This window comes from Mucilaginibacter flavidus (assembly GCF_024055575.1).
GTDB classification, from domain to species: Bacteria; Bacteroidota; Bacteroidia; order Sphingobacteriales; family Sphingobacteriaceae; genus Mucilaginibacter; species Mucilaginibacter flavidus.
The window spans coordinates 63975-84480 of the sequence record NZ_JAMXOE010000027.1 but is presented as its reverse complement, the minus strand read 5'-3'; the positions used below and the strand labels follow the sequence as shown (position 1 = coordinate 84480).

The following is a 20506-nucleotide window of genomic DNA, read 5'->3' as shown; positions in this document are numbered from 1 at the left end:
GACATCACCACCCCGCTGAAAAACTGTTAATGTTTATTGAACCGCCGTATGCCGAACGGCACGTACGGTGGTGTGAGAGGACAGTAAGGGAAATAATCCCTTACTTCCTACTCGATTTTATTGTGATAAAAAGGTCTGCCCCAAACTACCCATGAATAATGACAGCGCCTCGAATTGCCCCATAATTATTCCGAACGCAAACTCATCACAGGGTTGGCGACAGCGGCTTTAACTGCCTGGAAACTTACCGTCGCCAATGCTATAAACAGTGATACAACTCCTGCCATAGCAAAAACCCACCACTGGATGCTAATCCTGTATTGATAGCTTTGCAGCCAGTTGTTTATTGCCCACCATGCTACCGGGAAAGCTATTAAACATGAAATGCAAACCAACTTTAAGAAATCTTTTGACAACAAACCGGTAAGGCCGGCTACGGTGGCACCAAGCACTTTGCGAATGCCTATTTCTTTTATCCTTCTTTCAGCGGTATATGCCGTTAAGCCAAATAAACCAAGGCACGAAATAAATACAGCCAATGCTGCAAATACGGCTGCAAGGCTTCCGGTAAGCGTTTCCGTTTTAAATAGTTCGTCGAAATCATTATCAACAAATTGATAATCGAATGGATAGCCGGGACTGTCCGCTTTTACAATATTTCCGGCCTTTACAATTGCATCTTGTTTATTAACACCATTTTTTAAGCGGATAGTCAGTACCCGGGTATCTGCAGGGTGATTGTATATCAACAATGGGTCCGCTTTGCCGTACATATCGTTATAGAGATAGTCCTTCATGATACCCGCGATCTGGAATGCCTTTTTACCGCCATCCCTGATGATACCGCCTACCCGGCCCTCTTTGCCCATTTGTTTGGCGAAGGCTTCATTGATGATTACGTAGTTGCTATCCAATGCTGATTGAGGATAAAAATCGCGCCCTGCTGCCATCTTTATCCCCATTGTCGAGATAAATTGCGAACTAACATTTTGCCAGGATATCAATGGATTTTTTGAGGCGTCTTTGCCGTCCCAACTGTAGTTATCAGTGTTACTGCCAACTTCAATAGCACGGTCATTACTCAACGCAGCATTTGTTGCAATGCCTGACTTCATCAAATCATTATATATTGCGGTAAACTGGTCGCCCTGTTTGCCCTGCAGATTTACATAAACCAGGTTGTCTTTATTATAGCCCAACTCACGACTTTTAACGTGCTGAATTTGCTGGTAAATACTTACAGTACCGATAATTAAAATAATAGAAACGGTAAACTGAATTACCACCAAACTCTGCCTGATAAAACCTGAACCGGAACTTGATTTTATCTTGATATTTTTAAGAACAGCTATCGGGTTAAAAGATGACAAATAAAATGCCGGATAACTACCTGCCAATAAACCTGTTATGATACTTATACTCAATAAATAAATAAGATTCGATGGCTCAAGGATATTTACGAGCATTTCCTTTTGAACCAGGTTGTTAAATGAAGGCAACGCAATGTACACCAAACCAATGGCGACTAATACAGCCACAAACGACATTACCAGCGCTTCGCCGATAAACTGGCCTATCAACTTGCCTTTGCCAGCCCCCATCACTTTACGCACACCAACTTCTTTAGCCCGCTGCTCAGATCGTGCAGTAGCCAGGTTCATGAAGTTGATACAGGCAATTAGTAAGATTATCCAGGCAATAAAAGAGAAGAGTTTTACATACTGTATACGTCCGCCGATCATTTTACCATCTAAAAATTATCATGCAGGTTCCAGTCATTCATCCCGAACAAAAAGCACACAGTTGTATTTTCACTTTGTGTTTTACCGGCGATAAAGTTGCTTAACTTCTTGTTAACCAACGATAAACTAGCGTTCGATTCAAGCTCAACATAGGTACGGGCCCAATTGGCACCCCACATATCCATCCAGGGCTGTTTATGGTCGATATTGGCCATCGGCGCAAGCCAGTGAAACTGTAAGGTGGAATTTTTTGGAAGGTCCTTAAATACGCCTGTAACTGTATATTCCTGTTCGTTATTTACTTTTAGCGATTTCCCAATTGGATCAGCATCCCCAAAGAATTTCTTCGACATGGTTTCATTAATAACCACCGAATGTATTTGCTGAAATGCATTTGACGCGCTGCCATATACAAATGGCAATTGAAGCATTGAGAACAGTTCAACGTCGGCATAAGTGCCTTTTTCGTTAATGATTTTATCGCCCAGCGCAAACAACTGGTCACCAAATCCACTAATTCTTGCCGCATTTTTTATCCCCGGTATCTCGGCTTTTAAAACCTTTGCCATTGGCCCTGGTGTTGCATGAAACGTGCTTATTTTACCATTGTAGGTCTGGTTTTCATAAATAGTGTATAGCTGATCCTTCTTTTGATAATTGTGATTAAAAGTCAGTTCGTCCTGCACCCACAAAAATATCAGCGAAGCACAAGCTATACCGATAGCCAGCCCGGTGATATTTAAAAAACTGTAGCCCCTGTTTTTTAACAGGCTGCGCACGGTGGTTTTAAAATAGTTTCGTATCATGGTTGATCAATTGGTCATTCACTTCGCTGTCATTAGGTCATTGGTATGTTCGTTAGTTAATCAAGCGGCAAAGCAATGACTAAATGACCTAATTATTCAATGATTAATTACTCACTCCTCATACTCTTCACCGGGTTTGCCAGCGCTGCTTTTATTGCTTTGTAGCCTACCGTTACCCAGGCCAGTATTACTGATGATACCACGGCCAGTAAAAACACGTCAAATGTGATATTTATGCGGTAAACAAAGCTTTGCAACCAGCCCGACATCAGGTACCACGATACCGGCATGGCTATTACAAACGAAATTGCAATCAGTATCATAAACTCCTTCGAAAACAGCATTACTATGCTGCTTACCGATGCTCCCAAAACCTTGCGAACACCTACTTCTTTGGTGCGTTGCACTACCATAAACGATACCAGGCCATACAAGCCAAGGCACGAAATGAATACAGCTATGCCCGCAAATATTTTATAAACAAGGGCCAGCTGGTTTTCCTGGCTATAAAATTGTGCGATGTTATCATCCAAAAAGTAGCCGGTATAGGCATACTCGGGGTACGTTTTTTCCCATTGATGTTGTATGGTTGATACTGTTTTGGTGAGGCTTTTAGTTTGCAGCTTTACGGTTATCTCGCCTTCCTGGCTCTTGCGCGATGTTATTACTATTGGTTTAACAGACTCGCGTAAAGAGTTAGTTTTAAAATCTTTAACAACGCCTACAATAGGTAGCCACGGGCTGTTATTACCACCAAGCTTTACCGTTTTACCTATAGCGTCTTCGGGTTTTAGCACGTTCAGTTTTTTCAAAAACGTCTCGTTAACCACTGCCTGCCTTGCCGTATCGCTACGGTCGTAGCCTTTGCCCGCTACAAATTGCAGTTGAAAGGTTTTAAAGTAATCGTCATCGCCATATTTTAAAAATGTGGTAATACCGTTTTCCTTATTTTCCTGATTGTAATAAAAATTGGTGCCCCAGTTGTTGTCAGACGATGGCACATCAGATACAAAACTTACCGATTTTATCTCTGGGGTTTGAAGCAACTGTTCCTTAAACGATTGCATTTTGCGTAAACTCAGGCTATCTGTTGAGCCGGGTATAACTAATATTGCTTCCTTGTTAAAGCCTAAATCAGCTTCATTGACGTAGCGCATTTGCTTAACTGCTATAATGGTACCGATGATGAGCAGCTGAGAAATACCAAACTGCAATACCACCAGTCCCCTGCGCAGCGGGATGCCACCTATAGAGGCCGCTGTGATCTTGTTTTTAAGCGCCGATACGGGTTTAAAGCCCGATACTACCAGCGCCGGATAAACACCCGACAAAAGGATGATTAAGACGGTTGCAGCAATCAAAAATAATACGCTGCCCACGCTAAGCAGCGCAATATCGTCAGGTACGCTGGCTATGTTTTTTAGATACGGCAGCGCTATCTTAGCTACAATAAGCCCAAGGATTAACGATACGGCAACTATGATAGTTGTTTCGCCCATCACCTGCCCTATTAGCTGACCGCGTGAACTGCCCAGCACTTTACGGATACCCACCTCTTTCGACCGGCCCACCGATTGCGCTGTTGAAAGATTTATGAAATTTATGGATGCCATAATGATTACCAAAATGGCAATGAATGACAGAACGCGTAAAGTAGACTTGCTGGTTAAATGGTCGCTCAAGGTATTGCCAACACGCTTATCGAAATGCAGTTCGCCTAATGGCTGTAAAAAATTCGACATGCCGACTTTGCCTTTTTCACCTGCATGCCTGTGTGCAAAAGTTTTAAGCTGATTATTAATTCGCTCAACAGATTCGTTTGCCGGGAGTTGCACAAAAACCTGGTGATTGCTGCTTAGCGCGTGCCAGTTGTTGTTGTAACCATATTCATTGGGGTGTTGTTTGCAGGTAATGAACGATACCAATACACGAAACGGAACATCTGAGTTAGCCGGCGCATCTTCAATAATACCTACCACTTTTAAATTTAGCAGGTTATCCATTTTGAGGGTTTTACCCATGGCGTTTTTCCAGTCGCCAAAGTATTTTTCAGCCCTGCTTTTGTCTATCACCACTGTATTTGCATCCTTCAATGCCGATTTGCTGCCAGCCAGCCAGTCTGCACTGAAAATATCGAAGTACTGCGGTTCAACAAATACTACACCGATAGATTCGGCAAACTTTTTATCGCCCACGCCCGTCGCCGAGTTGCCTTCAGGTACGGTTATCTGGCTGCCGTAGCTTGAATTAAGGGCCGCAACTTTTATCTGCGGAAAATCAAGCCTTAACGACTCGGTTGCCGGTGCCGGCACTCCCGGGTTATAGGCCATATCACCTTCGCGCTTTTGCTCCGTAACAACGTGGTAAATATTTTTAAAATTGGGCTGAAAAGTATCGAAGCTCAATTCGTATTGTACAACCACGTATATGAGCAAGCAGGCTGCGATGCCAACCGTTAAACCAGAAACATTTATTGCTGTATATCCTTTGTGGTGAACAATGTTTCGCCACGCTATTTTAAAGTAATTTTTAATCATGATAAATTATTGTTAATGATATAGGGTTAAAATACATACCAAATATTTAAGTTATTGCAAATCAATAACATACGTATTATACAGGTGTACGAATATGTTCGTAAGTGTAACAGTAAGTGTTCGGTTTTGATACAGGTGGCTAAGTGATTAGAGGTTAGAGACCAGCGATTAGTTACAAAAGAGAGACCGGAATAGGTTTAACTAATTCCGGTCTCTAATCGAAAAAATTTCTACTCACTCCTAAGGCTTTTTACCGGGTTACTCATTGCTGCCTTGATGGTATGGTAACTCACCGCAATAATGGCTGTTATCATGGCGATGATACCAGCTGTAATAAATAGCCCCCAATCGGGTGTTATGCGGTAAGCAAAATTATCGAGCCATTGGTGAACCAGGTACCAGGCAATAGGAGCTGCAACGACAAATGAGCCCGTAGCTATAATCAAAGTCCCCCGGTTAAGCAGCAGGAAAAGATTGCTTACTGACGCACCTAATACTTTGCGGATGCCAATTTCTTTGGTGCGGTTAATGGTATTGAGGCCCGATAGTCCAAACAACCCAAGGCAGGCTATTATAATGGCTAATATGCACGATGTGGTTATGGTTGTCATCCAGCGTTGGTAGGCATCATAGCTTTTGGCAATTTCTTCATCCATAAAGGTGTAGCTAAGCGGCAAATTACCCGTAAGCTGGTTCCATGCTAATTTAATATCATCCATCACTTTCGGTACGGATTGCCCTTGCCTTATCCTGATGTAGTAGCTGAAAATTCCGCCGCTATTAACGGTATGGTATGCAGGCTCTATTTTTTTCGTAAAATCATCGGTATGGTAGTCCTTGCAAACGCCAATTATCATACCACCCATTGTGCGGTTAATAACACCCAGTTCAGGTTTACCAAGCATCTTGTATAATGTCTCGTTAACTATTACGGTGTGGCGTGCCAGGCTCCCCTTATGCGATTTCTCCAAATCGGGGATAATTGTCTTGGAGCTATCGGAAGGTATATCTCTCGAAAAATCGCGGCCTGCAACTATTTTAATTTTATTGAACGAAAAATAACCGTAGTCCACGTTTAAAAATAGCACCATCGTCCTTTCGCCGTTAATGATGAAATTGTTTGCGCTGTGCGAGCCAAACGAGAACGATGTGGCGGTCATCCCCGATAATGCCGGGTTAGTTTCGGCATAATGTGCTAACTGTGCCTTAAAGGCAGCAGCCTTTTGCGACTCGTTCCACCCATACGGGTTTTCAGCGCGCAAAACAAGGTCTTTATCAAAACCCAGGCTGGCCGAGTTTACAAAGTGCATTTGTTTGTTAATGGCCAATGCCGAAATAACCAATATTACGCAGCTAGTAAACTGCACAACCACCAGGCTCTTTGAAAGGAATGGGCTAATTTTATAGGCCGAAAAGCTCTTCATAATACTCAGCGGTTTTAAGCCGGACATGGCTACCGCCGGATAAATGCCTGCCAGTAAACCTAATATCAACGCCAAAACAAAAAGCATTGCAGCGATACTGCCAAAAGAGAACGACGATAACGACAACACCGCCCCTGTTAGGTTGTTGAAAAAGGGCATACCAATTACAGCCAGTAAAAGGCCTGCAATAACAGCTATAAATGCCAGCAACTGTGTTTCAATATAATATTTGAATACGATCTGCTTCCGGCCCGCTCCTATGGTTTTGCGGATGCCCACATCCTGCGACCGGGATACCGCGCTGGTTAAAGTGAGCAAAATATAATTTAAACAGGCTATCAACAGGATAACTATGGTTAGGCATGCCAATTGATAAATGTTTTTCATATCGGTAAAATGTGGCCAGCCTGCACTTTGGTTATAGTGCGCATCAGCAAATGGCCTCAAAATAAAATTCGTATCCTCTACTTTATAGCCTGGGATCAGGGTTTTTAGCTTTTCGTTGTAGGGGCGGTAAAGGTTTTTAGCATACAGGTTAAGCTTGGCGTTAAATTTTGCAATATCCACACCCGGCTTCAGCTTTAAAATAAGTAATTTGTTTGATGAATTTAAGCCCGTAGCCAGGTTACCGGCATAATTGGGATCCGACTCCATCGACACGATCAAATCATATTGAAAACTGGAGTTGACAGGGAAGTTTTTAAACACACCGCTGATAGTAACGGGCGGCATTTTTTCTTCATCGGTAAAGATCAACGTTTTACCTACAGGATTTGCCTTGCCGAAATATTTTTCAGCAAGGCGCTCACTTATAGCAGCTGTGTTCCTGGCTGCAAGTACAGTGGATGGGGTGCCGCTTACCAGCGGATAGTTAAAAACCTTAAAAAAATCGGCGTCGGCATAAGTAATATTTTCCTTCTCTTTAAAGGTAACATTACCAACCTTAACATTGGGGTTGTACATACCACCCAGGCGTATGGCCGCCTCAATTCCGGGTATATTTTGTTTAAAATCCAATGCGAGCTCAGTAGGCGTAGCTAACATGTTTCGTTGTTCTTCATTCTTCATCAAAAATGAAAACAAACTCTTCTCCGGCTTTTTATCAAACACCGGGTCCGGTTTCTCCGATCTCTCAACCCTGACTAACCGGGCCTGATCATTATGAAACCTATCGAACGATTGTTCACTTTTAACGTACAGGTAAACCAAAATACAGAATGCACTTGCAACGCTAAGGCCAACAATATTTATGGCTGTGTACAATTTGTTCCTGAATATATTCCGGAACGCAAGCTTTAGGTTAATTTTAAGCATATTTATTAGTTAATAGTTTATAGTTCATGGGCGGAAGGCACTCATTTCCGGCATGCTTTCCTAATCTGCAGTCTCTAATCACTCAGAACGCAGGCTCTTCACCGGGTTTGTAACAGCCGCCTTAATTGTTTGAAAGCTTGATGTAAATACTGCGGCCAGCAACATTCCGGCTCCACTTAGGGCGAATATCCACCAGCTTATCGTGGTACGATCTGCAAACCCCTGCATCCATCGGTTCATGGCGTACCAGGCCAGCGGTGTTATTAAAACTGACGCGAGTATAATAAGCCACACCAATTCAGTTGACAACAGGGTAACTATTTGGGTAACTGAAGCACCCAGAACTTTGCGTACGCCAATCTCTTTGGTGCGTTGGTTGGTGGTATAAATAGCCAGGCCAAGTAAGCCCAGGCAGCTTATGAAGATACACAACCCTGTTGCCCAGCCTAAAAGCGTGGATGTTTTTTGTTCAGTTTCGTAAAATTTGGCGATGGTTTCGTCAAAAAAGTGCGATTCAAAATCATAGTCGGGGTAAATTTCTTTCCACGCCCGTTCAATGGCGGCAATGCCTTTTTTCCAGTCGCCATTGTTATTTGCCGTCTGTGGCTTTAAGGCGATATGTAACGAACCAAAATTCCATTTGTCAGGGTAAATGGCCATTGGTTTAATTTCGGAGTGAAGCGAGCCCTGGTGAAAGTCAGCTATTACGCCTACAATCTGCATCTTTTGTTTTTCGCTAAAATCGATAAACTTGCCTAGTGCGTCCGTTGGTGTTTTAAAGCCCAATATCTGCGCATAAGTTTTATTAATCAGCATCCCGGTAGTCGAATCGCTTAGCATTATATTGCGGCCGGCAAGCAGCTTTATCTTATAAACCTTAATGTAATTTTCATCGCCAGATTTTGTCTGCAACTCAACTTTCACTTCTTTCTTGCCGTCTTTATAGGTTATATCTCTCGAGTTCCAACCGTTTGATGATGGAATATCACCGCCCATAGCTACAAGTTCAATTTGCGGAATAGCGCGAACTTTATCTAAAAACACCTTTTTATTTTCCGGCTTTTTATCGTTCCATGGGGTATCTACGTAAATTATCGCATCTTTTTTAAACCCGAGATCTTTATGCAGCGCGTAATAAATTTGTTTGCTAACCAATATGGTAGCCATTATAAAAAACTGGGCTATCATAAACTGGGTTACGGTTAACGATTTTCTGAGCAAGGCATTTCGGGTTTTGCTTTTGCCGCCAACAGCCTGGTTTTTTAGCACGTGTACCGGTTTGTATGATGACAATACCAGCGCCGGGTAAAAGCCGGAAAGAAGGCTCACCACAATAGTTAGCGCTAATAAAAACAGACCTATGCCGGGATGATGTAAAAAGTCAACTTTTAATCCTGGGGGAATAAACCCTTCGAACAATTTCAAAATAACCGGCGATAAGGCGACCGCCACAATAACGGCAAACAAGGTAACCAAAAAAGTCTCGCTAAGAAATTGGCCTATTACCTGTCCACGTGTACTGCCCAGCGTTTTGCGTATACCAATCTCTTTTGCTTTTTGTGAAGCTTGTGCTGTAGTAAGGTTCACAAAGTTGATACAGCCTAACAACAGCAGAAATGCCGCCAGCGTCATTAAGCTATACAAGGTCTTTGTGCTTACAACCGGTATATCGAAATTAGAGTACCTTTCATTAAAATGCATATCAGCCAGCGGCTGCAAAGCAAAAACCTGGTTAAAACCTTTATTGCCGGCCTTGGGTGGGTTATGCCTTTTAAGCAAAGCGTTTAATTGTCGCTCGATATTTTTTGGCTGCGAACCTTTACCAAGTTTTAAGAATAATTGTGAATTTGACGATGTGCTGCCCCAGTTTTGAACATCTGGGTTTTCGTTTTTATTTATTCGAAGCGTAGCAAGCGAAATAAAGTCGTGAAACGTAAAATCGGTGTTATCCTTAATATCAGCGACGATTCCCGTTACGGTATTTTTAACAGTGTCATCATAAATTACCTGTTTTCCAACAATTTTATCGATACTTTGGTTTGGGAAATACTTTTGTGCCTGGCTCAATGTTAACACCACCTGGTGCGCATTAGTTAACGACATTTTTGGAGAGCCAGCCAGCCATTTGTATTCAAACAAATTAAAATACGACGCCTCGGCGTAAACAATATTGCCTTGATTTTTAAATTTTACTGGCGCTTTGCTACCGTCGCGTATTAAAATGTTTCCCCCGGTGGTGCGAAACGGCGCCGACTCTTCTATACCGGTTGCCTCAGTATGCACCGCCAATCCCAATGGCCCTGTTACACCGCTGTTATAGCTAGGCGAACCATTAAATGAATAATTGCTAACCACCCTGTAAATCCTGTCACCGTCCTTATGAAACTTATCAAACGTATAATCGTAGTTTACTATCAGGTAAATCACCAGCGCGGTGCTGATACCTATCGATAAGCCTACAACGTTGATCAGCGTAAATAATTTATGCTGCCTGAAGCTCCGGAAAGCGATTTTAAAATAGTTCTTTATCATTGTGATTGGTTCATTAGTTCAATTGTTCATTAGTTCATTGGTGATACACATACGCAGATTTTGACTGCCAACTGCTACTGCTCGCTGCCTACTCACTTCTAAGGCTCTTCACCGGGTTTGCAATAGCCGCTTTTATAGTTTGAAAGCTTGACGTAAATATAGCAGCTAACAGCATTCCTGCACCGCTTATTGCGAAAATCCACCAGCTTATTGTGGTGCGGTCGGCAAAGCCCTGCATCCATTGGTTCATTGAATACCAGGCAATTGGCGTTACTATTATAAATGCCAGCACAATAAGCATAATCAATTGAGACGACAGCAGCGTCACCACTTGAGTCACCGAGGCGCCAAGCACCTTGCGTACACCTATTTCCTTTGTGCGCTGGTTGGTGGTATAAATGGCAAGGCCGAGCAAACCAAGGCAGCTGATAAATATAGATAACCCGGTTGCCCAGGTCAGCAATGTTGAAATATGTTGCTCACTTTCGTAAAACTTGGCGATGGATTCATCAAAAAAGTGGTATTCAAAATCATCGTCCGGGTAAATTTCCTTCCATGTTTTCTGGATACCGGCAATGGTTGTTTTCCATTCGCCACCACCGGCAGTTTCAGGTTTAAGGGCTATATGGAACGTGCCCCTCATAAAACTATTATTTCCTTTGTATATGGCAAGCGGCTTAATAGCTTCATGTAACGATTTCTCATGAAAATCGGCGACAACGCCAACCACCTGTAATGTTTTTACACCATTAAAATGGTTTAGCGTGGCGCCCAAAGCTGCAGCTGGTGTTTTAAACCCAAGTATTTGCGAGTATTTTTCATTTATTACCACACCTGTCGAAGAATCAGTGGTGAGTAATGTCCTACCGGCAAGCATTCTTAGCTTATACAACTTCATGTAGTTAGCGTCGCCGAATTTTAGCTGAACATCAGTTTTTATCTCTTTTTTACCATCCTGGTAGGTAACTTCAGTAGAGTGGGTACTGCCTGATGAAGGCGGCGCACCGCCGAGGCTCACCATTTCTACCTGCGGCATTGCGCTTAGCTTGTTAAAAAAAACACGGTTACGCGCATCGGTACGGTTTTTATACGGCGAGGAAAAAGTGATTATCGCGTCTTTTTTAAAACCGAGGTCTTTATGCAGTGCGTAATGTATTTGCTTGCTTACCAATACCGTTGCCATTATAAAGAACTGCGCAATTACAAATTGCGCTACCGACAACGATTTACGCAGCCATACTTTACGACTTTTGCTGCCGGTTACCTGGTTTTTTAGTACTGAAACCGGCTTGTAGCCCGATAGCACTATTGCCGGGTAAAATCCTGACAACAGGCTCACAGCTAATACGAGTACAAAGAGAAATACAACAAGATCAGGCTGGTGCAGGTAATCAACTTTAATACCCGTCGTTATAAAGTCAGAAAATATTTTCAGCACAACCGGGGCCAGCGCGGCCGACAGGACAACGGCAACCAGTGTAACAATAAACGTTTCGCTTAAGAACTGGAAAACAAGTTGCGCACGGCTGCTGCCCATTGTTTTACGTATACCAATTTCCTTTGCACGTTGGTTGGCCTGTGCAGTGGTAAGGTTTATAAAGTTAATACAACCTAATAACAACAAAAAGCCTGCAATAATTAAAAGGCCATTCAGTGTATTTTTGTTGGCTATATGCCCGGTATCAAAATTGCCGTAATTGCTATTAAAATGCAGATCGCTTAACGGCTGCAGGCCAAAGTCACTGCTATTGCCTTTGTTTTCTGCCTTAGGCGGGTTATTTTTCTTTAAGATAGCATTTAGCTGCTTTTCAATACCGGCCACCTTTGCAGTTGGCGATAGTTTAATAAACAGTTGCGATGCAGATGTGGTACCACCCCAGTCGGTAGGCGTCAACTGTTCTTTAAGGTCTTTAACAACTGTACCTGTGCTGTATGATATAAAATCGTGAAAAGTAAGGTCGCTGTTTTGCGTAAGGGTTTGCACAATGCCGGTAACGGTTATTTTAATGGAATCGTAACTAACAACTTTCCCCAGCATTTCGCTGTACGATAAACCAGGGAAATATTTTTTCGCCTGTGCCGATGCCAGTACCACCTGGTTTGGCGCTTCTAATGCAGATTTGGCCGAACCTGCCAGCCAGATGTAATTAAACATTTTAAAATACTCCGGGCCTGCCAGCACCACGTCGTCCTGGTTTTTAAAACGAATTTCAGGCGCATCGGCTTTATTCTTTACAAACACATTTGGCTGTGAGAGCGTAAAAAAAGGCGCTGACAAATCCACTCCAGTTACCTGGCTTTTAACTGCGGCAGGCAGAGGGCCGCAAACACCACTGTTATGGCCCACTTCACCCTGGAATGAATAGTTTGACACTACACGGTAAATACGGTCCCCATCGTTATGAAACTTATCGAAATTAAGTTCAAAATGTACGATCAGGTATATTACAATGGCCGCGCTTGTGCCAATTAACAAACCGACAATGTTTATCAAAGTAAACAGCTTATGCCTCCTGAATCCGCGGAGTGCAATTTTTAAATAGTTTTTTATCATTTTATTGGGTCAATAGTCATTTCGCTGCGCTGTCATTAGTCATTGGTGAAGCTTGCTAATCTATGATCTCTAATCACTCCGATCTCAGGCTTTTCACCGGGTTTGCAATAGCTGCTTTAATTGTCTGGAAACTGGATGTAAATACGGCTGCCAGCAACATCCCCGCGCCGCTCGCTGCGAATATCCACCAACTGATAGTTGTTTTATCAGCATATCCTTCCATCCATTTGTTCATGGAATACCAGGCTATAGGTGTAACCAGTATAAACGCCAGCAGAATCAGCCATATCAACTCCGACGATAACAAGGTTACAATTTGGGTTACTGAAGCGCCCAATACCTTTCGCACTCCAATTTCTTTGGTGCGTTGGTTAGTGGTATAAATAGCCAGGCCAAGCAAGCCAAGGCAGCTTATAAAAATCGACAATCCTGTTGCCCAGCTTAATAATTTTGAAACATGCTGTTCTTTATCGTAAAATTTAGCTATCGACTCGTCGTAAAAATGATAGTCAAAATCGTCGTCGGGATAAATGGCTTTGTATTGTTTTTCCATGGTTGCAATGGCCTTTTTCCATTCGTTGCCCCCTTCTGTCTCCGGCTTTAAGGCTATATGGAATGTACTTGTTTGATAGGTGCGGGTACCAAACCGGATGGCACATGGATTTATAGGCGATTGTAACGAGTGTTCGTAAAAATCGGCTACAACACCCAGTATAGTCATTTTATGGTCGCCATTAAACTTAATTATTTGCTGGCCAACAGCGTCGTGAGGGTTTTTGAAACCAAGTAATTTAGCATATTTATTATTGATCAAAAAGCCTGTTGAAGTATCGCTCTTTTCAATATTTCTGCCGGCAAGCAGCTTGATGTTGTAAACCTTAATGTAGTTTTCATCTCCGCTTTTTACTTCCACCCCTGTTATAATTTCCTTTTTTCCGTCCATAAAAGTAGCCGAAGTGGTATTGGTATTATTTGATGATGGTGCGGCCCCACCCATACTCGATATTTCAACCTGAGGGATAGAACGCAACCTGTTATATAATACCTGGTTTTTGCTTATGGTCATGTTTTTATAAGGCGTCTGGATATAAACTATCGCATCTTTTTTAAACCCGAGGTCCTTATGCAATGCATAATATATTTGCTTACTTACCAAAACTGTAGCCATTATAAAAAACTGGGCAATAACAAATTGCGAAACGGTTAACGATTTGCGCAACCAGGCGTTCCTGGTTTTGTTGCTGTTGCTTTGTGCCTGATTTTTAAGCACCTGCACAGGTTTGTAACCCGAAAGAATAAGCGCCGGGTATAGGCCCGATAACAGGCTTACCACAATAGTCAATGCTACCAGGAACAGGATGATATCAGGGCGGTGTATAAAGTCTGCTTTTATGCCAGGGGCAATAAAATCGGCAAATGTCTTTAAAATAACCGGGGCCAGTATAATCGCAATAATGACGGCAAAGAGCGTGATGAAAAAAGTTTCGCTTAAAAATTGTGTTACCAACTGCATGCGGCTGCTGCCCATAGTTTTACGTATGCCAATTTCTTTGGCCCTTTGCGTAGCCTGCGCAGTAGTTAAATTAACAAAGTTGATGCAGCCCAATAAAAGCAGGAACGCACCTATTGCAAGCAGGCCGTACAGTGTTGTTTTATTTGCCGATGAACTAAAGTCAAACGTGCCGTATTTTTCGCTAAAGTGGATATTGGCAAGCGGTTCAAGGCCAAACGCATGAGTGCTCCCTTTTAACTCAGGTCTTGGCGGACTGCTTTTTTTCAATATAATATTAAGTTGCTTCACAACGTTTGCCGCAGATGCTGTTGGCGACAGCTTCATGAACACCTCGAAAGCAGAGTTTGTGCTTTCCCATTCCTTTAACCCAAGCTGCTCGTTCAGGTCCTTGTTTACCGTACCTGTGCCAAAAGATATAAAATCGTGAAAAGCCAAATCAGTGTTTTCTTCCGGGGTTTGTACAATCCCGGTCACCGTTGTTTTAATGGTATCATAAGTAACTATTTTGCCAATCATTTGGTCATAAGTCAACGACGGGAAATAAAGCTTTGCACGTTCGGATGTTAATACTACCTGGTTAGGGGCATCCAAGGCACCCGAATGTAAGCCGGCCAACCACACATAATCAAAAATTTTAAAATATACCTGGTCCGTCAGGGCAATTCTATCTTGCGCCTTAAACCTTGTAGGAGTATTATTTTGCTTCCCTGCAATAAAAACATCGGGGTTTAAAGTATAAATTGGCGTTACCAATTCCACACCTGTTGCCTGGCTTTTTATGGCCCCGGCCAAAGGGCCACAAACCCCGCTGGAATAACTCGGGCTACCCTGGAAGGTAAAATTACTCACCGCCCGGTAAATCCGGGAACTATCTCGGTGGGATTTATCGAAACTTAAATCATATTGAACAATGAGATATATGACCAACGAGGCGCTAATACCTATGGATAAGCCAATTATATTTATCAGCGTAAAGAGTTTATGCTTGCGGAATCCCCGAAAAGCAATTTTAAAATAGTTTTTAATCATGATGGTTGGTTCATTAGTTCAATTATGTTCATGGTTGATAGTTCAAAGCCGGAATCAAAGCCGTACAACTAATCTCTAATCACTCGGAACGTAGGCTCTTCACCGGGTTCATTAACGCTGCTTTTATTGATTGGAAACTAATAGTTGCAAATGCAATTATCACCGCCAGCACACCGGCCATGACCAGCACCCACCAGGCAATGCTGATGCGGAAAGCAAAATCAAGTAGCCACTGATGCATTGAATACCACGCGATAGGCAAAGCTATTACCGATGCAATTAAAACAAGCAGCAAGAAATCTTTTGATAGTTCCCGCACAATTTGCGGTACCGACGCGCCCAATACTTTTCTTACGCCAATCTCTTTTATTCGTTGAGTAATGGTAAAGGCCGAAAGCCCAAATAAACCAAGACAAGCAATAAATATAGCTATGCACGAAAATATGGTAAACAAGCTGCCTTGCTGTTGCTCGCTGTTATAAAGCTGGCCGAATTTTTCATCAAGAAAAGTGAAATCAAACGGCGTTTCGGGCAGGTATTTGCGCCAGGTGTCCTGGATGACCTGGATAGCGGCCCTGGGGTTATTGCCATCGATTTTTATCGACATTTTATGAAAATCGTTATTTTGAGGCGATGGCATAGAAAACAGTAACGGTATGATTTTCTGATGTAAGGACTCGAAATGAAAATCCTTTACCACGCCGATTATTTTACCCTTAGTGTTCCCGTATTGCAGATCACGGCCTATCGCGTTTTCATTTTTCCAACCAAATTGCTTTACAGCCTCTTCATTAATTACAAAATTGTTGGTATCGGTCGAAAATTCCTTTGAGAAATTCCGGCCGGATGCCATCTGCATGCCAAAAGTTGGAATAAAGCCGTAGTCGGTAGCAAGGTACTTCAAATCTATTTTCACAGCCTGTAGCGAGCCACCCTCAATTAATGAAGCATTTTGGTCATCCAGCAATCGCCCGGATGGGATTCTTGACGACCTGCCTACATCCTTTATAGAAGCGTTTTTCTTAAGGTCATTTTTAAAACTTTCAAACTGCCTGCCTAAACTATTTACATAATCAAGGGTTAAAATGTGGTTTTTATTAAAACCAAGAGCTTTTGTTTGAATATACTGCAGCTGCTGAAAAACCACCGTCGTAGCAACTATTAAAATTATCGAGATAGAGAACTGCAGCACAACCAATACCTTCCTAAAAGATATGCCGCCCCCGCCCGCTTTAACTATTCCCTTAAGCACCTTAACCGGTAAAAACGATGACATAAACACAGCCGGGTAAATACCGCTGATGATCCCTATAAAAAAAGGAAGCAATAATATCGGCAGCAAAACATTTCGATGCAGCAAGCTTCGGATTGAGAGGTGCTGCGCCGACATATTATTAACGAAGGGAATGACTACCGCCGTCAAAATCGCAGCGAGCACCAGCGCCATAAATGTGATGAGCACCGATTCGCTTAAAAACTGTATGATAATTTCTTTACGCTCCGCGCCTATTACTTTCCTTATGCCTATTTCTTTTGCCCTTAATGCTGACCGCGCGGTCGACAGGTTCATGTAATTGATACAGGCTATCAGCAAAATAAATAAAGCGATGGCCGAAAATATATATACACGATTGATATCGCCATTCTCTTCATACTCGTCATCCAGATGCGACCTTAGGTGAATATCAGTCAATTTTTGCAAGCTCAGCTTGGTAACCTGGTGAGTTTTCAAGTTACCCGGCATTCCCTGCAAATGCACGTATTTGTCAAGAAAGTCGGGCAACTGTCCTGCAACCCTGGCAACATTGTAATCCTTCGGAAAAAGCAGGAAAGTATAAAATGAATTATTGCCAAAATCGCTCTGAAGCCCCTTTTCGCCATAAATAGCATTGTCTTTCAATGTGTTGAATGACATTAATATCTCCGGGTGCATATGCGAATTTGCCGGAAACGACTGGTATACCCCGGTAACCTTAAAATCATGACCATTATTATCCAGCTTGATGCCCTTGTTTAAAGGGTCCTCGTCGCCAAAATATTTTTTCGCCATAGCCTCACTAAGCATTATGCTGTAAGGGTCGGATAGTCCTCTTTTAGAGTCGCCCTTAACTATCGGCACATTAAAAAACGTGAAAAAGTTCTCGTCGGCAAAAGCGGCGCCTTTCTCGCTAAAAAGCTTGTCCTTATATTTCAAAGCTGTTGTACCAGTTGGCAGCACGCGGGTGATTTTCTTAATATCAGAAAATGCAGTTTGCAGCAACGGCCCAAACGGAGGTGCAACCGAACTTAAATGTAGGTTCTCCACCCCCGGCGCGGTATAAAACGTACGCGTAACCCGGTAAATGTCGTTCGCATTTTTATTAAACTTATCATAGCTGCGCTCATTTATGATATAAGCGAGGATAAGCAGGCAGCAGGTTAACCCTACAGTTAAACCAAATATGTTGATGAAGGATATGAATGGATGCCGCTTGATATTCCGAAGCGCGCTTCTTAAATAGTTTCTGATCATGATTTTATATTCATTAGTTCACTTGTTCATTAGTTCATTAGTGGTGTATCGATATAGTGCGCCTGACTGCAAACTGCTACTGCCAACTGCCTACTCACTTCTAAGGCTCTTCACCGGGTTTGCCATCGCGGCTTTTATTGACTGAAAACTGATGGTTATTAAAGCAATACCGATAGCAAGTGCCCCGGCGGCTAAAAATATCCACCACGTTAAATCAATGCGGTAAACGTAGCTTTGCAGCCATTTATTCATAGCCCACCATGCTATGGGCGAACCTATTGCAATTGCAATAACCACCAGCTTTAAAAAGTCTTTTGATATCAGCGTAACTATACCGGCCACACTGGCACCCAATACTTTGCGGATACCTATCTCTTTGGTCATTATCTGGGCGGTATAGGTAGCCAGGCCCAGCAGGCCAAGGCACGAAATAAATATCGCAATGGTCGAGAAGATATTGAATAAGATGCCGGTACGCTGGTCTGTTTTATACAGCATTGCATATTGCTCGTCTAAAAAATTATATTCAAAAGGGAAACCTGGATTGTATTGGTTCCACAATCTTGAAGCGGCTGCAATAGCTTTCGCAGCATTTTTCCCTGTTGTTTTTACATATAACTGCCTGCCTTTGGGCTCGAAATAAATTATTGTGGGCTCAATCCGTTCTTTGAATGATGCAGTATTGAAATCTTTAACTACCCCGATAATTGTTCCGTAACTTTCCAATAGCTTAAGTCGTTTTCCTACCGGGTTCTTTAATCCGGTGAGTTTAACCGCTGTTTCATTTAATATAAAATGCGCACTGTCTGTTTTTACACCAGCGAAGTTGCTGCCGGCAAGCAGTTTTATCTTCATCATTGGGATAAACTTTTCGTCAATACCCAAATGATGTACAATTACGGTTTCATTAAGATTTTTCCCATCCCAGTATACACCGGCTGTTGTATGCCCGTTATCTACAAGCGTGTTGTCTGTAAAAGCAATGCCGTTTATCGCAGGCTCTTTATTTAACTCGGCTTTAACTGCATCAATATGGTTTTGCAACGCGCCCAGCCTGAAAGCGAATGTTTGCGACCGATCGTAACCCGGGTTTTGTTCCCGCACATATTTTAGTTGTTTGCCAATTACCAGTGTTACAATTATCAAGGTAACCGAGAACACGAACTGTGTGGTTACCAATATTTTGCGAAAAGCAACATTGCCAATACCAAGACTTATTTTGCCTTTCAAAGCTTTTAATGGCTCAAACGACGACAACAATAATGCAGGATAAATTGATGAGGCCAGCAATGTGCCTAAAACTGTAACCGACACTACTTTCCACACGCCTGCCTGCAGCAGGTCAAAATGCATTTGCTTGCCCGAAATATCGTTATAGTAAGGCATTAGCTGTGTTATAAACACAAATGCCAACACTAGTGCAATACCAAAAAACATGAGCGTTTCAATTATAAACTGCCCAAACAGTTGTAGTTTTTGGGCCCCAACTATTTTCCGGATGCTTACTTCTTTTGCCCTGATAATTGAGCGCGCGGTTGAAAGATTTACATAGTTAATGCAAGCAATAAGCAATATCAATACCGCAACCAACAAAAATATGTTTACCGTCTGCGCGCCTGAAGCCGAACCATCCGCTTGATACAGGTGGATAGTAGAAATCGGCTGCAATTGGTAGGCGTTATCCTTTACGTTTACTTTAATCCATGGTGCATTTTTAGCCTGTATCCTTATTAGCTTCTCGCCTATCAGTTTTAACTGCGTGCCAGGTTTAATATCAAAAAATGTGGTAAAGCCAAAATTACCCCAATCGCTGTCGAGCGATTTCCAGAAATCATTCTTGTTGTAACGTTTTGCAACAATATCCATCGGGAAAAGCATATCGTAGTTGATGCTCGAATTCCCCGGAAAATCAGCAATAACTCCGCAAACTGTAAAATTGTCTTTATGATCTAATTGCAGCACTTTACCTACTGGGTCATCATCACCAAAATACCTTTTAGACGTTGATTGGGTAATTATAACTGATTGGTTATCTGGAAAAGGATTGTCCGGGTTACCTTTCAGCAACTTAAAATCAAACATTTTAAAAAACGACGGGTCGGTAAAGGCCGTATTCTTTTCCTTTAATAGTTTATCTTTATAGGTAAACACACCATTGAAACCGCTTGTAATGCGTACTGCATTTTTAACCCCCGGAACTTCGCGCAGCGCATATGTTGCAACCGGTCCCTGGGTGTTATCCCAAACCCGTTTGCTGGTACCGCTGCCCAAAAATGAATTTACGCGATAGATATTTTTGCCATTTTTATGAAAAGAATCGAAGCTCAATTCATCCTGCACCCACAACAAAATAAGCATACCTATTACCAGGCCCATAGTAAGCCCTGCGATATTGATAATAGAGTAAAACTTGTTTTTTACAAGGTTACGCCAGGCTATTTTTATATAGTTTTTTATCATGGGTTAGTTCATTTGTTCACTGGTTCATTAGTTGATTGGTACTTGTCACCGCTTCCTTTACTACTGCGAACTGCTACTGCCTA

At 42.4% G+C, this 20506-nt stretch carries 9 protein-coding genes; all 9 read right to left on the bottom strand.

Translation table 11 applies throughout. The features are described from left to right. Positions 1-185 precede the first annotated feature (185 nt). The 9 genes from NAF19_RS26285 to NAF19_RS26245 all read right to left on the bottom strand — a co-directional run bounded on the left by NAF19_RS26285 (position 186) and on the right by NAF19_RS26245 (position 20423). On the bottom strand, positions 186-1742 hold the full coding sequence (locus tag NAF19_RS26285) for an FtsX-like permease family protein (RefSeq protein WP_252793348.1): 1557 nt from the start codon (positions 1740-1742) through the stop codon (positions 186-188). Positions 1743-1750: 8 nt separating this feature from the next. Next, a complete protein-coding gene (locus NAF19_RS26280) occupies positions 1751-2548 on the bottom strand; it encodes an ABC transporter permease (RefSeq protein ID WP_252793347.1) in 798 nt (265 codons plus the stop codon). A gap of 107 nt (positions 2549-2655) precedes the next feature. Then, positions 2656-5085, bottom strand: coding sequence for an ABC transporter permease (locus NAF19_RS26275; RefSeq protein ID WP_252793346.1), 2430 nt, complete (start codon positions 5083-5085; stop codon positions 2656-2658). 230 nt (positions 5086-5315) lie between these two features. Beyond that, on the bottom strand, positions 5316-7823 hold the full coding sequence (locus tag NAF19_RS26270) for an ABC transporter permease (RefSeq protein WP_252793345.1): 2508 nt from the start codon (positions 7821-7823) through the stop codon (positions 5316-5318). A 78-nt stretch (positions 7824-7901) separates the two neighbouring features. Beyond that, entirely contained in the window at positions 7902-10355 is a 2454-nt protein-coding gene (locus NAF19_RS26265) for an ABC transporter permease (protein WP_252793344.1), read from the bottom strand. An 88-nt stretch (positions 10356-10443) separates the two neighbouring features. After that, positions 10444-12909, bottom strand: a complete 2466-nt coding sequence (locus tag NAF19_RS26260) for an ABC transporter permease (protein ID WP_252793343.1) — start codon at positions 12907-12909, stop codon at positions 10444-10446. Between the two features lie 73 nt (positions 12910-12982). Further along, entirely contained in the window at positions 12983-15451 is a 2469-nt protein-coding gene (locus NAF19_RS26255; protein ID WP_252793342.1) for an ABC transporter permease, read from the bottom strand. A gap of 79 nt (positions 15452-15530) precedes the next feature. Further along, complete coding sequence (locus NAF19_RS26250) at positions 15531-17963, bottom strand: ABC transporter permease (RefSeq protein WP_252793341.1); 2433 nt, start codon at positions 17961-17963, stop codon at positions 15531-15533. Positions 17964-18053: 90 nt separating this feature from the next. Continuing rightward, the gene (locus tag NAF19_RS26245; RefSeq protein WP_252793340.1) at positions 18054-20423 is read right to left on the bottom strand and encodes an ABC transporter permease; all 2370 of its coding nucleotides are present in this window, start codon (positions 20421-20423) and stop codon (positions 18054-18056) included. Between the last annotated feature and the right edge of the window lie 83 nt (positions 20424-20506).